The organism is Candidatus Filomicrobium marinum (assembly GCF_000981545.1).
GTDB classification, from domain to species: domain Bacteria; phylum Pseudomonadota; class Alphaproteobacteria; order Rhizobiales; family Hyphomicrobiaceae; genus Filomicrobium; species Filomicrobium insigne.
Map to the genome: position 1 here is coordinate 769,670 of NZ_LN829119.1, position 15,126 is coordinate 784,795.

Consider the following 15,126-nt stretch of genomic DNA (forward strand, 5'->3'; position numbering starts at 1 on the left):
TGCTGGACCGGTTTCCGTTAATACATACCACTGGCCGAAACCTGATTAAAAAAAAGAAATAAAAGCAATTCAATCAATGACGTATTGAATAATTTTAAGGTTGTGATTGAGATGAGAAGCCAATAGCATCGTTTTGTCACGACGGGTGGCTGAGGGACTTCTCTAAAGGAGCAAGTCCACGATGGCCGGGGTGGTTATTTCCCGAGGGCAACATGTTGCCTTCGCTTCGTCTTTCAGACGGCATAGCCCGCATTCTGAAAATCGCGAAGTTTCAGACATTTCTCTATCGATGCCCTTGGGTATCAACGCTTGCGGCTGCACCACCGAGCCGAAGTTGGCTCCCAATCCGGAGCCCACCCTTCAAAGTCAATCTGCGCAAAAATCTACGAAACGTGTCCGACAACGTTCGGCTTTTGCTGTGGGCATGAGCCCGGGGCAACGCGAGGTAACGATACATTCCCCCCGACAAATTTCATCATAGAGTAGCGAGCATGACTTTGCGCCTCAGCAAACCAAAGCACTCACTGAAATTGAGAAGGAAAAGCCGGTTCTCAACGCCCTCACTAATACTTCTATCTAGTCTCGCATTTTACCCCGTGTCATCGCCTGCCCTTGCGCAAGAGACCATCAACACCCGCATTGGCAAGCTCACGTTCGAAAGCGGCTATCCGTCAAAAGAAACGGTGGAGAAGCTCTATGACGAAATGGACTTCCAGCGCGCAGCTCAAGCGTACATCTGGGGCATCCCCGCGGTCGGGCTCAACGAGTGGCGCCGGGCTCATTACAACGTCTTCGGTGGAAAAAGCGGCGAGATGCTGAACTATTTCGACTTCACCGAAAAGCTGGGCATTTTGACTCCAAACTACACAACACCCTACATCGCGACGTTCATCGATTTGAAGGAAACTGGCCCCTTTGTCGTCGAAGTCCCCGCGGGACTGATCGCAGGCATGATCCTCGACAACTGGCAACGCGTTCTAGCTGATTTAGGTGTTGTCGGACCTGACAAGGGGCAAGGCGGAAAATACCTGATCATGCCGCCGGGATACGGGCTCGTAGAAGCCGAAGGCTATTACGTTGTGGAAGCGACGAGTCGTGATGTCCTGGCCGGGTTCAGACTGCTGGGCGCCGACAAGGAAAAGGCGATTGCGGAGCTGGTTCCGCAAATCAAGACATATCGATGGACGGTTGCAGGCACCGGAGAGGCGATGCCCGCGCGTGACGCAGGCGACAAGAAGTGGAGCCAGATGCCGCCACGTGGCATGGCTTATTGGGACAGTCTCAACGAGGTCATCCAGCGTAACCCCGTCGACGAGCGCGACCGGTTCATCCTGGCGCAGCTAAAATTCCTCGGCATTGAGAGAGGAAAACCTTACAAGCCCGACGAACGGCAGACGAAGCTGCTTGAGGACGGCGTTGTCGTGGGCGAGGCGATGGCGAAGGCTAACACGACCGACAAACGGGTAGAGCCGCCGTTCTGGGAGGGTACTCACTGGAAGCACGCGTTGGTCGTTTCCACCGACCAGAGAGCCCTGACTTACGACCAGCTCGACGAACGCGCCGCATGGTTCTATGAGGCGGTGGTTATCTCCAAAGCCATGCTGACGCAGCCCCCTGGTGTTGGGCAAAGGTACATCGCGTCCTACAAAGACTCTGACGGCAATTGGCTCAACGGCAGCAACACCTACAAGCTGCACGTTCCTCCTAATCCTCCGGCCAAGCAATTCTGGTCCGTCACCGCGTACGACGAGAATACGCGACAGATGCCCGTCACCGAGCAAGGGCGCCCTGACATCTCCTCGCGCAAGTCAGACATTGCGAAAAACAGCGATGGCTCTGTGGATGTCTACTTCGGCCCCAGCGCGCCGAAAGGCAAGGAAACGAACTGGGTGCAGACCAATCCGGACATGGGCTGGTTCGCCTACTTCCGGTTCTATGGTCCAACCGAGCCGTTTTTCGACAAGTCCTGGGGATTGCCTGACTTCCAAAAAATCGAGCTGACACCAAGCATGGCCATCCAATGAAAAAGTACAGCTAAAAGCTGATCGTTTTTTGGGGCACCACAGCATTCTGCAGTGAAAAAAGACGGCGCCTTAACTTTTGCTTGGCGCCGTCTCACTCCGTGCCGACTTAGGCAGCTAAAAGATCATCGGCTGGACCGAAAAACTCATAGCGAATCCGATCCGGCGAAACGCCAGCGTCTCTGAGCCCAACCGCGATATCCCGTAGAAACGGCTTTGGCCCACAGAGGAAATACGTCGCACGATCGGATGGCGTATTTCGATGCAGCCAATCAGCCGAAATCAACCCCTCCTCGTCACAACCGCCAGCCTCTCCAACAGCGCTCGTGGCGTCCGCATAAAACACCTTCACATCAATGTTCGGTGACCTTTGCGCAAGGCCCCGCACGTGGCTCCCCATCGCATGAACAGCCCCATTCAATGCGCCATGCACGTACCAGGTTGGGAGATCCGGCCGCTTTTCAGCAACAGTCTCAAGCATGCTGACCATAGGCGTCAGTCCAACCCCGCCGCTAACCAGCACGATGGGCTCACTTTGACCAACATCGAGATGGAAATCGCCCGCAGGAGGTGAGACCTCCAACACCGTACCAGCCGCCGCATGTTCATGAAGCCAAGTGGAAGCCCGCCCCTCTCGCTTTACGGTGATGCGGTAATAACTGCCATTAGGGGCACAGGAGATCGTGTAGTTACGCTTCAGAGGTGGCAACCCATCCCCCTGTAACAGCACTGTCAGATATTGACCGGGCTTATGGGAGATAACTGCTCCCCCATCCTGCGGCCGCAAATAGAAGGAGCAGATGACGGAGCTTTCGGGCTCAACCTTTTCGATCACAAACGGCCGCCATCCGGCCCAACCACCTGGCACCGTGGCCGTTTCCCGATAAATCTCCGCCTCACGGCCAATCAGAATATTTGCCAGAAACCAGTAAGCTTCTCCCCAAGCTTTCAAGATATCGTCCGATGCCGCATCGCCCAAAATATCGCTGATCGCTTGGAGCAAAGCATTTGCGACAAACGGGTAGTGCTCCGGAAGAATGTTGAGCCCTGCATGCTTTTGAGCAATCCGCTCCACTGCAGGCGCTAGTGCGCCCAAATTTTCAATGTTCTCCGCGTACGCAAGGATCGCCTGCGCGAGAGCCTTGGGTTGGGAACCGTTTGCACCCTGATGAGACTGATTGAAGAGATCCCGGATCTCTTCATTCTTGAAGAGATGTTCGTACATCTTCTGCGTGATTGCCAACCCATGCTGACGTAAGGCCGGGACGGTGGCTTTGACCAATTGAATAGTCTCAGGTGCGAGCTGAGCAGACATTTTCTTATGTTCTCCATTGAGCTTAGGGCGACCTGCCAGCAAAAGATGTACAAGATATGCATCTTAAAAGACAAAGCGGCGCGCTGCCGCATCCCCCACGCTTCGGACGTAAAGCTCTGTTGCTTGTGATGAAGAGCACGGCCTCTGCGAAGCAGGAGCCGCATGCCGAATGGGCTAGGATAGGTATAAGGAGGCGACGACCTCGAGCATGTTCAGTTGGAACGCTGGGCCGGATACCGCAGTTACAAATCTTTGGACCCGAAATGCGGACCGCACATTCGAATAGACGTCGGCAAGGTAACCGGTCACACGACAGATTGACGGCACCACATCGCGATGATGCGATTGGTGTCCGGCCAGGTGGCAAACCGAACTCTTAGGGAGCAAAGCCTGTTAGGCAATCCCATCTCGGAATTGCGCTAGTGCTGGTGATGTTTCCCCCGAGATCTGAACCGATACGCCTTCCCGCTGTAATTTCGGGGGAAGCTGTTCCCACACACCAAAACCTCGAACGATCCGCTTAATTTTTTGAGCAGCATCATGAAGACGTCGCTCATGTCCTCTAAGGATCTGTCCGATTTAATTTCCCGGATTTACGATTGCACGCTCGATCCCGGGTTATGGGACGGGACGCTCGACGAGTGTATAAACTTGCTCGGCTGTCCGATTGTCCAACTCGCCTTAAGCGATGTTGCAAACAAACGCATGCTTATGTCCAAAGAGCGCGGAATAGCAACCCGGTGGGGTGAGGCAAAAAATCCGTACATTTCTTACGCAGAAAACATCGTTGGTCGGGAAATTTTGATCGATGAGCCGATAATTGCATCTCGCGAACGACCAATCTCCAAGATTGAATCATCGCCGTTATTCAGAGAATGGGCACACTCTCATGGCATTTGCGATATAGCACAAATTAACATTTTTCGATCCCCGACACGTTTTGCATTGCTAAGTTTTGGAAGACATGAAACCGCAGGTTATTTTGATGACGTCGCCATCGATTTAATTCGCGTTCTCATTCCGCATGTCCGTCGCGCCGTGACAATCAGCAACATACTCTACGCGAAGACAGTCAGCGAAACACACCTCCATGGAACGCTCGACGCTCTCAAACTCGGAATAGTACTCACAAATAAAAACGCTGAGATCGTGTATGCCAATCGAACGGCCAGCACCATGATGGGCAACGAGACGAGTCCCTTGCACCAAATACAGGGACACCTTGAAGCCGAACGGCGCCCAGTATCATCAAAACTCAAAGAAGCCATTTCAATTGCCGCTCGCAACGAAGGCGGCTTAGCCGGGACCAGTCTTGCCGTTCGGTTGAGCAACGACGACGAAAAGCCAGTTATCGCCCGCGTCCTCCCCCTCTCCCAAGGAAGCACGCGCAAACCCTTCGCGTCAGAAGTGGTTGCAGCGGTTTTCGTAAGCACTCCAATGGAAGAGTCGACCTGTGCCCGAGCCGTTGCGCAGGCATTCAGACTCACGCCCGCCGAAGTTCGCGTGCTCGGCCCTATCCTTTCCGGCAAAACCGTACCCGAGGTCGCTGCAGAACTGGGCATCGCGACAAGCACTGCGCGAACGCACCTCAACAATATTTTCACCAGAACCGGGACATCCCGGCAATCTGAACTCATGAAACTCGCAGCTCAGATTGCCCTGGCATCGTCCTTATTGATGCAGGCAAACGGCTCCTTCCCTGTGATACCGCGATATTTTCCTGTGCCACCGGTGATGATATGCGTGCCGCAATCCATCTTCGGCTGTGTTTTGTCGAGATCACGGGTGTCAAAGGTCGAGAACACCACGTCGCCGTCTACATCCGTCAAAGCGCAAGCGCCGTCGATCCACTTCTTGCCAGCCGTTTCTATACTGACCGCTTCACATTTGGCCTTCATGTCGTTGAGGAAAGAATCACCCTTAGTGTTTTCTGTCGGTCCGGTCGCTTCCAGCGCAACGGCTTTGCCGACTCCTGGAATATCCACCGTCGACTTGGGCACGAAAACAAAGTGTGTCGTATAGGACGTGGTGCCGCTATTTGGAGGCGTTTCTACGGCTTGCACGGGAACGGAACTCAAAGCGCCAACCGCTGCCGACGCCATAATCAAAATAAGAGATTTGTTCACCATCGACGTAACTCCCAAAATTTCAATGGAAGCAGGCTTAGAGTGCTGCTTCAGAATCTGAACGGGAGGAAGAAGTGCCGCGGGGGGTTCGAAAGCGTTTGAAATCCGCTCGCGGTTCACATCAATGCCGTGACTGTGCTTGGAAATAGGCCATTCGTCCTCCTCCGATCGGAGGAGGAACACGCGAAGTTGATGGGTGAGACTGTTGAGCGACGGACACGTTCCCCAATTGGAGAGGAAAGCCGTCAAGGTTTCCGACCCCAGACCTGTGCGACCGTATACATAGTGAAAACCGTTTCGGAGCGCGCGAGATGAGCTCGGCACGCAGAGAGCATTGTCGTAAATTCGTTCTCCTCAAGCAGGCCGAGTTGGAGAACCGTCGAGCGCAATGATTCTACTGTCGACGGCAAGTAGTCGACCATCGAATCCACCGACCGCACGCCGATAATGAAGGGGCGATATTGCACATCGGTGAGTCCCGATTGAATTATCACATAGTAAATACGGCGAGCGAGTTCCAAATCGGCACCCACGCCTCTGAAAGCTCCGAGCAAAGCATCCTTCAACTTGTCCCAACTAGGATGAGGAGGATAGCAGTTCAAAGTCGAACCATCGGGCTCCTGCAAGGCAATTGTCCCTCGCGACTTTGCTAGACGCGTCGCCTCACGCAACAACCTCTCCGGCGCACCTGCCGTACTGGCAACGAAGCGCATGTGCACAAGATCAAATGTTTCCGCCGTCAGCGCCGAGTCATAAGCATCACCCAACAAGAACTCTGTATTCGCTGGGGCGGTAGCTCGGGCGTATTCAAGGAAGTCCGCGTTCATGTCCAAACCGACAACGTGGCCCTTAGAGCCAACACGCTCGCTCAAAAGGCCCGTAATCCCGCCTGGCCCGCAACCGGATATCGAGACACTTCCAGCCTTCGCCGACACCTATAAGGTCGAGCATGCGCGAGGTTTCTGGCGCCATGGCCAGAGCCTGGACGTTGAGACGGTCAATCTCTCCCTTGCGCGGTTCAAGTGGGTAACTTCCAGAGAATTCGTTGCTCACTGAATCCTCCATCGGCAGCAATCACGCACCCAATGCATTATATTGCAATAACCCGTCGGTGACTACGGAGTCCTCGGACAGCGTTTTGTTGTCCGTCAGGCACAACAGCGAAAGTGTACGGATCTAAATGCCGCTGATATTCAGTAACCAGCAGATCTGCTGAGGGCAGCGTCACTTTGCGACCCATCCCGGACCGCCGAGTGACCGAACCCTTCCATTCGGAAAGTGCGATTTCTAAAATCCAGGCAGATCGGCCAGTTGGGACGGCATGGGCGCCGGTGACTATAACGGCTACACCCTTCAGGGCACTGTCAATATCCCGCTGAACTGAGACCGGGGTACAATGGCGTCGTGGTGAGATGCTGGTGGAGCCGAGGGGAATCGAACCCCTGACCTCCTGGGTGCGATCCAGGCGCTCTCCCATCTGAGCTACGGCCCCTGAAAATTAGGTGCGGGCGATTTACTGCCCGCACTCCGAGCATGTCAAGCAGCTGTAAGGTGATCCGCGTCCTTCCGCTGGCATAAACACGGGATTCATTAGACTTTCATCATCATATACATACCCAGAGCGACTTGCCCGCAGCGCACGGCAACGCTACACGTCAGCGAACCGCAAGCAAATGGATCCGCACGAATGCTCGAGCTCTTGAACTTCATCAGCTATGTCATCACGCTGTATACCTACGTTATCCTCGCCAGCGTGATCATGAGTTGGCTCGTCGGCTTCGGCGTGATCAACGGCTATAATCCCACCGTCCAGGCCATTTATCGTGCTCTAAACGCGCTGACCGAGCCTCTGTTGCGCCCCATCCGTGCAATTTTACCGGATCTCGGAGCCATCGATATTTCGCCCATTGTTCTGCTCTTGGCGTGTTTCTTCATCCAGAGCGTCGTACTGCCCAACATTGCAAAAATGGTATTGTGACGGACAAATCCCTGCCATGGCGCCAAATCGCCGAAGGCGTCGAGTTGCGTATCCGCCTAACGCCGAAAGCTGCGCGCGACGAAATCCTCGGCCTGGAACAAACCGCCGATGGCCCAGCCATCAAAGCCCGAGTGCGCGCGCTACCGGCTGACGGCGCAGCCAACGCAGCCATCGAGAAGCTCGTAGCCAAATGGATCGGCGTTCCCAAAACGTCCGTTGCGGTGAGCCAAGGCCAGAAATCTCGCGTCAAGGGCTTGACCATCCATGGCGAACCGAAAGGACTTGCAACGCGCCTCGAAAGCCTGTGGCAAGACCTCGCAGCGCAATAGGCGCCAGATACGCGCTATCCAGTCAGCCTTGATTTTTTAAATACCTGAAGGGAAGGAAACAGAAAAAATGACAGGTCCACGCATTATCGACGGCAAAGCGGTTGCCGCAGAAGTCCGCGCCGAGATGGCAAAGAAGGTGGCTGCGATCAAGTCAAAGCATGGTCAGGTACCCGGACTTGCTGTCGTACTCGTCGGCGAGGACCCGGCCAGCAAGGTTTATGTCCGCAACAAAGGCGCTCAGACCGTCGAAGTGGGTATGAATTCTATCGAGCACAAACTTTCTGCCGAAACCTCTCAGGACGAACTGCTCGCACTTGTCGACACTCTCAACAAAGATCCGCAGGTGAACGGCATCCTGGTTCAGCTTCCGCTTCCGAAACACATCGATGCCGAACTCGTTCTCAACACTATCGATCCGATCAAAGACGTTGATGGCTTCCACCCCGTGAACGTCGGCCGCCTTTGGATTGGCGAACGCGCACTGGTGCCTTGCACGCCAACCGGCTCGGTCATCCTTGCAAAATCCGTCGCCCCGAACCTGTCAGGCATGGACGCCGTCGTTGTCGGCCGCTCCAACATCGTCGGCAAACCGATGGCCGCCCTCCTGCTTCGCGAAAACTGCACGGTGACGATCGCGCACTCGCGCACGCGCGACATTGAAAACGTGGTCAAGAAAGCGGATCTCGTCGTAGCTGCCGTCGGTATCCCCGAGTTCGTTCGCGGCGACTGGATCAAGCCGGGTGCGATCGTCATTGACGTCGGCATCAACCGTATCGAAGGGCCGGACGGCAAGGGTCGTCTCGTCGGCGACGTCAACTTCGCCGAAGCCTCAAAGGTCGCAGGCGCCATCACGCCGGTTCCCGGCGGCGTCGGCCCGATGACCATCGCCTGCCTCCTCAAGAACACGGTCGAAGCATTCGAAATGCAGACCGGCTTGAGCGCAGACGCATAACGTTTGCCGAAACGGCACCGCATCTCAGAACATCAAATTGCCGGGGCGCTTAATCGTAAGCGTCCCGGCGTTTTTTGATCGCCCTCGGCAACCTAAGGAATATTTTGGCGATATTGACTCGGTGAGACACCGGTCCATCGTCGGAACGCCCGCGTAAAGTGCGCAGCGTCGCCATAACCGAGCATAAACGCAACGTCCGTCACCGGCGCTTCGCTCTCACGAAGAAGTTGCTCGGCCCGCCGTAGCAAGATCGCCTCGGCGACGCGATTGAACGTCGTCCCCTCTTCTTTCAGCCGCCTCTGAAGCGAACGCCGGGTTGTCCCGAGCTTTGACGCCACCCAATCCACACGCGGATAGCCGTCATGAAGAGCCAGCTCGACGACGCTGGCAGTCGCCGCCGCCACATCCGTTGGACGCGGCACGGACGGCTCTGGAACCGGAGCCCCAAGCTGCCGATTGAAACGATGGGCAAACGAAGCGTTCTCAAGTAACGGCGCACAAAACTCTATCGCCGGCACCGCATGCCCGTGAGAGATGTTCGCGCCAAAGATCTCCTCGAGCTCACGCGTAGGTGTCCCGCGGGGAAGCGCGCTCATCACGACATTGGGGCGCCATGTCGGTCCCGCGTAAACGCGCACGACATCTATCATGTACCCGAGTGCGAGAAACTCGTTGTGATGCCGTCCCTCACTTTCAGGCTCGAGAAATTCAATCGACCAGCGCGCAATCGGCCCGCACACTGAAAGTGTCAGCGGGGTAGACGTTTGCAGCAGGGTGTCCATGCCAACTTGCGCACGCCATGTGGCTTGCTGCAATGTCCCAGCCGCGCAGACCCAGGCCCCGAATGCACTCAATTCCGTGCTTTTGACCACCTGTCCAAGCCGGGCGCCGAAATGAGGATCTCCGGTTTCCCGCGCGGCTCTGTCCAGGAGTCGAAACTGCTCCCGTAACGGCACGAGAATGTCCCGCTGCTCAAGGATCGCGAACGGCAGATCAACGGCGCTAAGAACGCGCGCAATGGAGCCGCCCCCTTCGCCCATGAATGTGCGAATAGGCCCGAGTGAGCTTGCACGTGTAAATCCTGGTAAACGAAGCGCCATCGTTCCAGCAACCTTCAAAATCGAATGGAGCTTGGCGCAAAATGGCAAGCGGGCCTGCGCTGCCTGAGGCAGGTTTCCAGCACTTCAACGCAGAGCATTTTAGTGAAAGGAACCACGGTGACGACCCTTCCTTTTGATACTCAGAACATCCATTGGAATACGCTCGAAGGTTTGGCTCACGTCGCCTACCATATTTGCGCCGTCGATGAAGAAAAACGCATTGTCGATATTCTGTTCAAGTTCGACGCCAATTCGCAAATCGCATTGCATCGCCATGGCGCCGCTTACATCACGTTGGTGCTCCAGGGCGAACTTCGCATCTATCGCGCCAATGGAGAGCTGAAAGAAGTCAGGCCTGTCGGAAGTTATGTGTCGACGCTAGCCGGAGGCGAGCCTCATCGCGAGGGTGGAGGCGATCAGGACGTGATCGCGTTCTTCAGCAATCGCAACGTCGACGGACCGATCTATGAAATCCTCGACGACGACCTGAACATCATCGCGGTTTTCGGTATTCCCGAGTTCAAGGCCCTGTGGGAGGCTCAGCCGACCACCACCATCAAAGCCGCCGAATAAGAATTTCCCGAATATAATTGCAGAGCACACACGATGTGACCGACAGCGAACACGCGTGTGCTCCGCACAATTTCGCAATCAGCGTTTGAGCCCGCGAACCATATAGCGCGCATCGTCCCCATAGCTGGCAAGCTTCGTGCTCATGCTTGGGATCGCGAGAACTTCAAAGCCGTTCCGCTCCCAGAACGGAACGGATTGATTGACGGCGACGAGTGCCACAGCTTGCCATCCAGCCAACGGTACCGCTTCCACCAGATGATCGAGAATCGCCCGCGTATAGCCTTTGCCTCGGGCGACGGGAAGAAGAGCGAGATCGTGGATGTAGAGCACATCTGCGTTCTCTGGGATTGCGCCAATCGGGCCGTTGAGTGGTGGCGCGCTACCATACGTCCAAGGATAGGCTATCAAGTAACCTTCGATGTCGCCGTGCGGGGCAATGAGCGTAAAGCAGGTTGTAGAACTAAGCCGCAACCGCTCTTCAAAACGTGCCGGTTCTTCGAAATGATCAGGGAAGGCGACGTCCGCCAAAGTCAGGACACCCTCAAGGTCCCCCAATGTCATGGGGCGCCACGTAGAAACGTCCATCACGTCCACTTTCCTCCAAACGAGCGGTTGCTGGTCAGGTGCGAGGCCCTTGCTTCAGTCGGAGACATCCAAAGCGCCCATGTCGAAGCCGACAACACCCAGAACAAACCTTAGCCGTTTGCGGCACGAACGCGTCCTAGGCAACCTGTCGCTGTCGCAAGCTTTCACCACGGTACGACAGAGCTTCGGCTATATGAATCTGCCCGACCTCCTCCACGCCGTCGAGATCCGCCAGCGTTCGCGCAACCTTCAACGTTCGATGAAAACCACGTGCGGAAAGGCCCAAGGTATCTGCGGCTTGTCGCAGAAGCGCCCGGCCCTCTCCGTCAGGCATAGCGGTCTTCTCCAGCAATTCTCCCGAACACTCGGCATTCGTTCGAATACGCGTGGCACCGTGAGCCCGAAAACGTTCGCGTTGGCGCTGACGGGCCGCATCCACACGAATCCGGACATCCGCACTGCCTTCCACAGGTGGCGGCAGGACGAGATCCGCCGCTGACACCGCAGGTACCTCGATCTGAAGGTCGATGCGATCCATCAACGGCCCGGATACACGCGCCTGATAGTCACTCGCGCATCGCGGCCCTCGCTTGCACGACTGGCCGGGAGACCCGCCACCACAGCGGCAAGGATTCATCGCAGCGACAAGTTGAAAGCGCGAGGGGTAAACGACGCGATGATTGGCCCGTGCGATGACGGTTTCACCCGTCTCGATTGGCTGCCGCAGACTGTCCAGAACCTGAGGTGTAAATTCCGGCAGTTCATCCAGGAAGAGGACGCCGAGATGCGCCAGAGAAACCTCGCCCGGCTTCGGCCGCGATCCGCCACCGACCAACGCCGCCATGCTCGCGGAATGATGCGGCGCGCGAAACGGCCTCCGGCTCGCCAGCTTCCCGCCCATCAATTCTCCGGCAAGGGAATGCACCATCGAGACTTCTAGCATCTCCGGCATTGCGTAGCAAAAGCACCAAGTAGCTTTTCACGTAATGTCCGAGGAGATCTCGGATGAAGAAACACAGCAATGAAGTGATAGAGTCCCCGTGCTCCAGCGCGAATCGTGGGGGGCAAGGATGTCGGATCGGGGGCGAGTCTATACTATGTCGTTGCTCAGAGGCGCTTTTTCACAGATCGGGAATTTGGCTAGCAAAGTCGAGTCTTGGTGGGCGTTGGGGTTACTTGTCATGAGCACAGGTGGCTTCGCATGGCTCGGCAACCAGTGGGGCGCTCTTGCTTCGCAGGGGTGGGCTGCTGTGCTTCTCGTGGCATTGGTATCATCTGCCATTTTGATACTCGCTGGAAGCATCGCGTTTCTAGCGTTTTGCCGACTTCGGTATAATCAAGTTGCCGCTCCGCCCGCTCTTGAGGTGCGCACGGAACAACCAGGCACAGCCACAATTGAGCAAACTCAACCCAACTTAAAGATGGTCGTAAACGCCTCTTTTGAAAATCAAATAGTCATCATTGATGACCACCACTTCGTGAAGTGCACGTTCAAAAACTGCACCATCCAATACAGTGGCGGCCTGTACCAAATGATCGAATGTAGACGGGAGGCTGGCGAAGTAGTATTTACATCATACAATCAGGAAATAGTCAGGGCGCTGCCGCTACTCCAGTTCGTTGGCCTTATGCGCGAAGACGCAAAAGGGACGATGGTGGTCGTTCCTAAGGATGCATTCAAATCCTGATCTCTTTGGCATCTACCGCCTCTAGGCATTGGACTAAGAAGGCCGCTGAGAATTTCCCCCGTGCGAGCTTATTCCGTATGTTCACTTCCTTTTCGTCAACTCCGATCTCTGCCAGCTTCTCCACAAGCTGGGCATAGGTCACGCCTTTCCGCTTAAGTTCCGCCTTCAATAGGTTTGCGACACGGGCTTCCCAGTCCGTCTTTTCGACCATATGCATCTCCTGCGTTACAAAAAGTAACATATACGATGCATTTGCCCTTGTCCACAGTGCCCATACGTACTATATACGTTACATACGTAACGGGAACAGTACGAAATGGCCACCAACTTCAAACTGACAGCTCGGGCTCGCACCCTCTCCCTCCGTGAGGTTTTCACGATGGGAGAAGACAAAGCCTATGACCTGTTCCGCCAGCTTCGCTGGCCGGAAACGGACGGCGCTGCGGTTTGCCCGAAGTGCGGCCATGACAAGGCTTACGAGATCACCACGCGCCGCAAGTTCAAGTGCAAGGCGTGCCACCACCAATTCAGCGTGACCTCGGGCACGATCTTCGCCAGCCGCAAGCTGAGCTTCACGGACATACTGGCCGCCATCGCGATCATTGTGGACGCAGCCAAGGGCGTGTCAGCGATGCAGCTTTCCCGCGATCTGGATGTGCAGCACAAAACGGCTTGGATTTTGGCTCACAAGCTCCGTGAAGCGATGGCTTCTGAAACCGCCTCGCACACGCTCTCAGGTGTTGTCGAAGTCGATGGCGCCTACTTCGGCGGCCACGTAAAGCCAGCCAACAAGAAAACGGACCGCAAGGACCGTCGCCTATCTGAAAATCAGACCGGAAAGCGTCGCGTGGTCGTCGTTGCTCGACAGCGCCAAGGCCGTACCCTTCCCTTCGTTCATGAGCATGAGTCTGATGGCGTCGAGACCGTCTCAAAGGTCATCGACAATGGCTCAACTGTTCATGCCGATGAGGCCTCACACTGGGATGCTCTGCACGCCACGTTCCCGACGCTCCGCATCAATCACAGCGAAGCTTTCAGCCTCAACGGTGTGTGCACGAACCAAGCTGAAAGCTACTTCTCCCGGCTCCGCCGCATGGTTCGCGGTCAGCATCACCACGTTTCAGCCCGCTATCTAGCCGCCTACGCACAACACGCAGCTTGGATGGAAGATCACCGGGAGATGGACAACGCCGCGATGGCGAAGCGGGTTATCGGCCTCGCAATGGGGCATTCCGTTAGCCGGAATTGGAAGGGGTACTGGCAAAGAACCAAAGTTTAACGCCGAAGCGCCGAGCGCGATGCAGGAGCATCGCGCTCGGCTCATCTTAGGCTGCGATAAGGGCCTTTTTCTTCGGTCTCTTGACGGTTACTGCTCCCAATGTCTCCTCAAGCCACTTTCCAGCCAACTGTGACAGGAGGGCCGAGCGATTGACGCCAGCCAACTGGCAAGCCCGATCAAGCGCGGCGATCAAGCCGTCGTCCATAGAAACGTTGACACGGCGCTTGCTGCTGACAACTATCAAGGGCACTTCGATCACGAAGGCCGCCTTATCCATCTCGATAGCTTCGGACGCATCGCTCTCAAGAGCGCTGTGCGATCTCGGAGTCGGCATCTCATCGCCGTCCTCATCCAAAGCCTTCGCATACTCGCGCAATGAAACCTTCGCGTTTTCGATGGCCTCGTCATAGCTCTCCCCGGCCCCGTAACATCCAGGAAGATCGGGGAACGAGACACCAAACGAGCTGGAAGGATCCTTGTAAACGTATGCAATATAGGTCTTCATTGTCGCGTGTCTCCTCTTACAGACCACTCAACATTCCCATCCGGCATCCTTATAAATTCGTTTGACCAAGCCTATGGGCAGGTCCTTTTTGGGATGCACGAAGATGATTGGGTGCTTAACGCCCTTCTTTTTAAGTGTATGATGACTGCCGTTGATGCGGGTGATTACCCACCCGTCTTTCTGCAGCAAACGCAAGAGCTTACGGCTATTGAACTCAAGCGAAGCATGTGGGTTCTTGGACATATATATACACACCCCCAGCCGCGAATCAAGATTTTGAGTGTGTGTAACGATACACACTATAGTGACACAAAATCCTAATTTCTTATGGAACGATGCCCTCAGGCTACGAGAAATCCCCTGACTACGGCGGTCCGCCTCCTACATGGCGACGTGAGGCGATCTTCATCGTCGTGATGATTGCGCTATTCGGCTTCGGGTTCTGGATGATGCTCTGATGGCAAAGGGGGCCAATCAGGTCAGGGTGAAAGTCCCCTTTTCGCCAGAGAACATCCCGGCAAGGCAGACGTTCAACTCTGAATCAGTTAAGGTGCCAGCCGGCAGCGGCATCTCCTGACTGCAACGCATTCACTCGCTCGTTTCCTGCCCTTGAGAAAAGGAGGAACGGACGGCAGTAGCGGGCAGAAAGGAGGTGGCTCATGAGCTGTTCTAAAA

General features: G+C 55.6%; 16 protein-coding genes, 1 tRNA gene and 2 pseudogenes. 8 read left to right on the forward strand and 11 right to left on the reverse strand.

What is annotated here, in order from left to right; all coding sequences use genetic code 11:
- Nucleotides 1-530: 530 nt before the first annotated feature.
- Entirely contained in the window at nt 531-2,024 is a 1,494-nt protein-coding gene (locus tag YBN1229_RS03720) for a DUF1214 domain-containing protein (protein ID WP_046479922.1), read from the forward strand.
- A 106-nt stretch (nt 2,025-2,130) separates the two neighbouring features.
- On the opposite strand, the gene hmpA is transcribed toward YBN1229_RS03720, so the two are convergent.
- On the reverse strand, nt 2,131-3,336 hold the full coding sequence (gene hmpA, locus YBN1229_RS03725) for an NO-inducible flavohemoprotein (RefSeq protein WP_046476770.1): 1,206 nt from the start codon (nt 3,334-3,336) through the stop codon (nt 2,131-2,133).
- Between the two features lie 1,437 nt (nt 3,337-4,773).
- Here hmpA and YBN1229_RS19330 point away from each other — a divergent pair.
- Nucleotides 4,774-4,968, forward strand: a pseudogene (locus YBN1229_RS19330) (helix-turn-helix transcriptional regulator); the annotation flags it as partial.
- A gap of 17 nt (nt 4,969-4,985) precedes the next feature.
- Here YBN1229_RS19330 and YBN1229_RS19110 read toward each other — a convergent pair.
- The 4 genes from YBN1229_RS19110 to YBN1229_RS03740 form a co-directional block, all read right to left on the reverse strand.
- Nucleotides 4,986-5,465, reverse strand: coding sequence for a hypothetical protein (locus YBN1229_RS19110; RefSeq protein WP_244465001.1), 480 nt, complete (start codon nt 5,463-5,465; stop codon nt 4,986-4,988).
- A 242-nt stretch (nt 5,466-5,707) separates the two neighbouring features.
- The gene (locus YBN1229_RS03735; protein ID WP_160298681.1) at nt 5,708-6,334 is read right to left on the reverse strand and encodes a methyltransferase domain-containing protein; all 627 of its coding nucleotides are present in this window, start codon (nt 6,332-6,334) and stop codon (nt 5,708-5,710) included.
- The gene (locus tag YBN1229_RS18865; RefSeq protein WP_160298682.1) at nt 6,312-6,515 is read right to left on the reverse strand and encodes a hypothetical protein; all 204 of its coding nucleotides are present in this window, start codon (nt 6,513-6,515) and stop codon (nt 6,312-6,314) included. The genes YBN1229_RS03735 and YBN1229_RS18865 overlap by 23 nt, the downstream gene beginning before the upstream one ends.
- Before the next feature lie 363 nt (nt 6,516-6,878).
- A tRNA-Ala gene (locus YBN1229_RS03740) sits at nt 6,879-6,954 on the reverse strand.
- Nucleotides 6,955-7,149: 195 nt separating this feature from the next.
- Between YBN1229_RS03740 and YBN1229_RS03745 the strand changes: the two genes are divergently transcribed.
- The 3 genes from YBN1229_RS03745 (at nt 7,150) to folD (ending at nt 8,721) form a co-directional block, all read left to right on the forward strand.
- Nucleotides 7,150-7,440 (forward strand): YggT family protein, encoded by a 291-nt coding sequence (locus YBN1229_RS03745; protein ID WP_046476777.1) that lies wholly within the window; start codon nt 7,150-7,152, stop codon nt 7,438-7,440.
- Nucleotides 7,437-7,769 carry a DUF167 family protein gene (locus YBN1229_RS03750; RefSeq protein ID WP_046476779.1) on the forward strand — a complete coding sequence of 111 codons (333 nt, stop codon included), beginning with the start codon at nt 7,437-7,439 and terminating at the stop codon, nt 7,767-7,769. Before YBN1229_RS03745 ends, YBN1229_RS03750 begins: the two co-directional genes overlap by 4 nt.
- A gap of 67 nt (nt 7,770-7,836) precedes the next feature.
- A complete protein-coding gene (gene folD, locus YBN1229_RS03755; protein WP_046476781.1) occupies nt 7,837-8,721 on the forward strand; it encodes a bifunctional methylenetetrahydrofolate dehydrogenase/methenyltetrahydrofolate cyclohydrolase FolD in 885 nt (294 codons plus the stop codon).
- Nucleotides 8,722-8,813: 92 nt separating this feature from the next.
- Here the strand turns inward: folD and YBN1229_RS03760 are convergent, their stop codons facing one another.
- Nucleotides 8,814-9,821, reverse strand: a complete 1,008-nt coding sequence (locus YBN1229_RS03760; protein ID WP_046476783.1) for an AraC family transcriptional regulator — start codon at nt 9,819-9,821, stop codon at nt 8,814-8,816.
- Nucleotides 9,822-9,938: 117 nt separating this feature from the next.
- On the opposite strand from YBN1229_RS03760, the gene YBN1229_RS03765 reads away from it, so the two are divergent.
- Nucleotides 9,939-10,394, forward strand: a complete 456-nt coding sequence (locus YBN1229_RS03765) for a hypothetical protein (RefSeq protein WP_046479923.1) — start codon at nt 9,939-9,941, stop codon at nt 10,392-10,394.
- A 78-nt stretch (nt 10,395-10,472) separates the two neighbouring features.
- Here the strand turns inward: YBN1229_RS03765 and YBN1229_RS03770 are convergent, their stop codons facing one another.
- Nucleotides 10,473-10,979: a GNAT family N-acetyltransferase gene (locus YBN1229_RS03770; RefSeq protein ID WP_197540877.1), complete on the reverse strand. Its 507-nt coding sequence runs from the start codon at nt 10,977-10,979 to the stop codon at nt 10,473-10,475.
- A gap of 136 nt (nt 10,980-11,115) precedes the next feature.
- A pseudogene (locus YBN1229_RS03775) lies at nt 11,116-11,925 on the reverse strand (YifB family Mg chelatase-like AAA ATPase); the annotation flags it as partial.
- A gap of 235 nt (nt 11,926-12,160) precedes the next feature.
- Here YBN1229_RS03775 and YBN1229_RS03780 point away from each other — a divergent pair.
- Nucleotides 12,161-12,667, forward strand: coding sequence for a hypothetical protein (locus YBN1229_RS03780; protein ID WP_152024954.1), 507 nt, complete (start codon nt 12,161-12,163; stop codon nt 12,665-12,667).
- Here YBN1229_RS03780 and YBN1229_RS03785 read toward each other — a convergent pair.
- Nucleotides 12,657-12,878, reverse strand: coding sequence for a DUF6471 domain-containing protein (locus YBN1229_RS03785; protein ID WP_046476790.1), 222 nt, complete (start codon nt 12,876-12,878; stop codon nt 12,657-12,659). The genes YBN1229_RS03780 and YBN1229_RS03785 overlap by 11 nt on opposite strands.
- A 105-nt stretch (nt 12,879-12,983) precedes the next feature.
- Here YBN1229_RS03785 and YBN1229_RS03790 point away from each other — a divergent pair, with 105 nt between their 5' ends.
- Nucleotides 12,984-13,946, forward strand: a complete 963-nt coding sequence (locus YBN1229_RS03790; protein ID WP_046476794.1) for an IS1595 family transposase — start codon at nt 12,984-12,986, stop codon at nt 13,944-13,946.
- Nucleotides 13,947-13,992: 46 nt separating this feature from the next.
- Here YBN1229_RS03790 and YBN1229_RS03795 read toward each other — a convergent pair whose 3' ends face one another.
- Together YBN1229_RS03795 and YBN1229_RS03800 are read right to left on the reverse strand one after the other, a co-directional pair.
- A complete protein-coding gene (locus YBN1229_RS03795; protein ID WP_046476797.1) occupies nt 13,993-14,451 on the reverse strand; it encodes a type II toxin-antitoxin system HicB family antitoxin in 459 nt (152 codons plus the stop codon).
- 27 nt (nt 14,452-14,478) lie between these two features.
- Complete coding sequence (locus YBN1229_RS03800; protein ID WP_046476800.1) at nt 14,479-14,694, reverse strand: type II toxin-antitoxin system HicA family toxin; 216 nt, start codon at nt 14,692-14,694, stop codon at nt 14,479-14,481.
- Between the last annotated feature and the right edge of the window lie 432 nt (nt 14,695-15,126).